2 protein-coding genes are annotated in these 3,259 nt (G+C 60.5%); both read left to right on the top strand.

Going from position 1 to position 3,259, the window contains the following annotated elements; all coding sequences use genetic code 11:
* The coding region (locus tag VF436_RS21335) for a condensation domain-containing protein (protein WP_330906078.1) at positions 1-1,822 on the top strand (1,822 nt) is incomplete at its 5' end.
* Positions 1,806-3,259 (top strand): condensation domain-containing protein (locus VF436_RS21330; protein ID WP_330906077.1); only part of this gene is annotated, 1,454 nt, incomplete at its 3' end. The genes VF436_RS21335 and VF436_RS21330, both read left to right, overlap by 17 nt.

Below are 3,259 nucleotides of genomic sequence, written 5' to 3'. Positions count from 1 at the left end.
GGTGCTCGATGCGTTGCCTCTTTCGCCCAATGGCAAGCTCGATCGCGCGGCGCTTCCGGCACCCGACTACCAGCCGCAACGGGGGCTCGAACCGCGTAATCCACAAGAAGCCGCCCTTGCCGCGCTGTTCGCCGAAGTCCTTGGGCTTTCCCATGTGGGCATCGAGGATAATTTCTTCGAGCTTGGTGGGGACAGTATTCGTTCGATTCAGCTGGTAAGTCGCGCCAGGCAGAAGGGTTGGCTGATCAAGCCTCGCGATATTTTCTCGCTCAAGACGGTCGAAGCTCTGGCAAGCATCGTCACGCGGGACCAGCGCGATAACGACATGCCGTTGCACGCGGCTACTGGCAACGTGCTTGCCACCCCCGTGATGCGCTGGTTCCTCAAGCATGGGGGCCAAGGCGTGGCCACATTCCATCAAAGCGTACTGTTGCGTGCCCCCGCCAATACGTCACTGGCGTCATTGACTGCGGCCTTGCAAGAGGTGATCGATCATCACGACATGCTGCGCCTGAAGATGGAGCGTACAGATGCGCAAGGCGATCAACTGACGGTGCAGGAGCCAGGACAAATCGATGCAAGCCGATGCCTGCTGCGTATCGATGTTTCCGGACATGCATCGCCTGATTGGGAAGCATGTCTGCAACAACACCAGCATGCCGCCCAGGACGGCCTGGCGCTCCATGACGCCATCACGCTTCAGGCCTTGTGGTTCGACGCCGGCGCGCAGCATGAAGGCCGCCTGCTGCTTGCCGCTCACCACATGGTTGTGGACAGCGTGTCCTGGAGCATCCTGATACCAGATCTGGCGCAGGCTTACGAGGCCCATGCAGCAGGCCGCGCCGCCGACCTCCCGCCCAAGACCACCTCGTTCAGGCGCTGGTCCGAACTGCTCCATGCCGAAGCCCTTGCGCCTGCAAGAGTCGATGAAATAGGGCTGTGGAAGCGGATGCTCGGCGACGATTCGAGCGCGCCACTGTTCACGCTGGACCCGCTGCTTGATCGGGTCGGCACCAGCGCCGAACTGTCCCTGCGTTGGCCGATCACTCTTACACGGGAGCTGCTGCAGTCGCCGGCGCGCCTGAACGGGCACATCAACGAATTGTTGCTCACGGCATTCGCGCTGGCACTCGCCCGTTGGCAGGCCCGCGTCGGCGATGTCTCCCGATCCGTATGTTTCGATCTGGAAGGACACGGGCGCGAGGACATTTTCGATGGCGTGGATGTGTCGCGGACCGTCGGTTGGTTCACCAGCGTCTATCCGGTGTGTGTGCCATTGCATGGTGTGGATCTGGCCCGGGCCATGTCAGGCGACGAAGCGATGGGGCAAGCCTTCAGGATCGTCAAGGAGCAATTACGATCGCTACCCGACCACGGCCTGGCTTATGGCCTGCTGAGCGAGCTCAACGCACATGCCGCCGATGCATTGCATCGCTCGCGTCCTGCACCGGCGAGCTTCAATTACCTCGGGCGCTTCGATGCGCCGGGAACCTCGGCGTGGTGTCCAACCGACGATGCGGGAAGGCTGGCTAGCGGAAGTGATCCCAGCATGCCGCTCTTCCATGGCATTGCCCTCAATGCGCTTGTTGAGGAAAGCGACGACGGTCCGTGCCTGGTCGCGCACTGGAACTGGGCGGCACGCCTGTTCGAGCGCCATGACATGACTTCGCTCGCCGACGACTGGTTCGCCGCGCTGGAATCACTCGTGGCTTTTGCCAGCAAACCCCAGTCGGCAAGCCTGACACCTTCGGACATGCCCCTGCTGTCCATGAATCAAGACGACATCGACTACCTGGAATCGCTTTATGCATCCCGAGATTGAAGCCATCCTGCCGTTGTCGCCCTTGCAGCAAGGCTTGCTGTTTCATCAGTTGCTCGACGAAGGCGGCCCTGATGCTTATCTTGTGCAGACCGTCTTCCAATTGACGGGGCCACTTGACGACGCTCGTCTTCGCCATGCGGCAGGCGCGCTGCTTCAGCGCCATCCGCAATTGCGCTCAAGTTTTGTGCAAGCAGGTTTCAAGGAGCCGGTCCAGATCATTCCAAAGCGGACCGAACCATCCTGGCAACAGATCGAACTACCCGGCGAGCATCCCGATGCCTCATGGGACGCCATACTCCATGAAGATCGCATCCGGGGATTCCGTGCGGACAAGGGCCCCTTGCTTCGATGGACGCTGGCCCGCGTCGGTGACGAACATCATCGATTGCTGGTTACCCACCATCACTTGTTACTCGATGGATGGTCCATACCCATCGTGCTCCATGAGCTGTTCGCGTTATATCGTGGGGATGCGCTGGCAGCGCCAACGCCTTACCAGAATTATTTCACGTGGCTCAAACGCCAGAATCGTGAATCGGCAAAGGCCGCATGGCGCGAGCATCTTTCGGGTATCGACGCCCCGACCATGCTCGCTCCTTCGATATCGACCAGACTGGCTTGTGCTCCGCGCACACTGGATGTCCATCTTGGCCGCGACCGCGCCGATGCACTGCGGCAGCGTGCGCGTACCCTGGGCGTCACGCTCAATACGTTGTTCCAGACGGCCTGGGCTATCTGGCTGGGTCGCCATACCGGGCGCTCCGATGTCATTTTTGGTATCACGGTATCAGGCCGCTCACCGGAGATTTCCGGTGTCGAACAGATGGTTGGCCTGTTCATCAATACGTTGCCGCTTCGTGTCCAGCTCGACGCCGCCCAGTCGCTGGGTGAGCTGGCCGTGCATATTCAAGACGAACAGGTCGCCTTACTAGATCACCAGCATCTTGGATTGGCCGACATCCAACAGGCTGCGGGTATCGACGCATTGTTCGATACGCATTTCGTATTCGAAAACCTGCCCGGAGAGACCAGTCACACCCTTGGTGATCCCGCACAGTCATTGCATTGCAATGACCTGGGCGGTCAGGGAGGCGACGTCACACATTATCCGCTCGGTCTTATGGCCTTGCCGAACGAGAACATCGAGTTGCGCTTCGGATATCGACCCGATGTATTCGGCGAGTCCGACGTCCAACAATTCGCGCGACGCTTCGTACGCATCCTGGATGCCATTGCGCACACGCCTCATCAATCAACCAGATCGGTTGCCTTGTTGGATGAATCCGAACTGGCCCACTGGCTGGCACAGGCCCAACCCCAACCGCAGGCATGGCCGGCGGCATACCTGCCGGATCTGTTCGCCGAACAGGCAGCCCGTACGCCCGACGCGCTGGCCATCGTCGCTGGCGACGACAGCCTGACCTACGCCGCGCTGGC

The organism is Dyella sp. (assembly GCF_036384435.1).
Taxonomy (GTDB): domain Bacteria; phylum Pseudomonadota; class Gammaproteobacteria; order Xanthomonadales; family Rhodanobacteraceae; genus GSA-30.
This window is presented reverse-complemented; position numbering and strand designations above follow the sequence as displayed.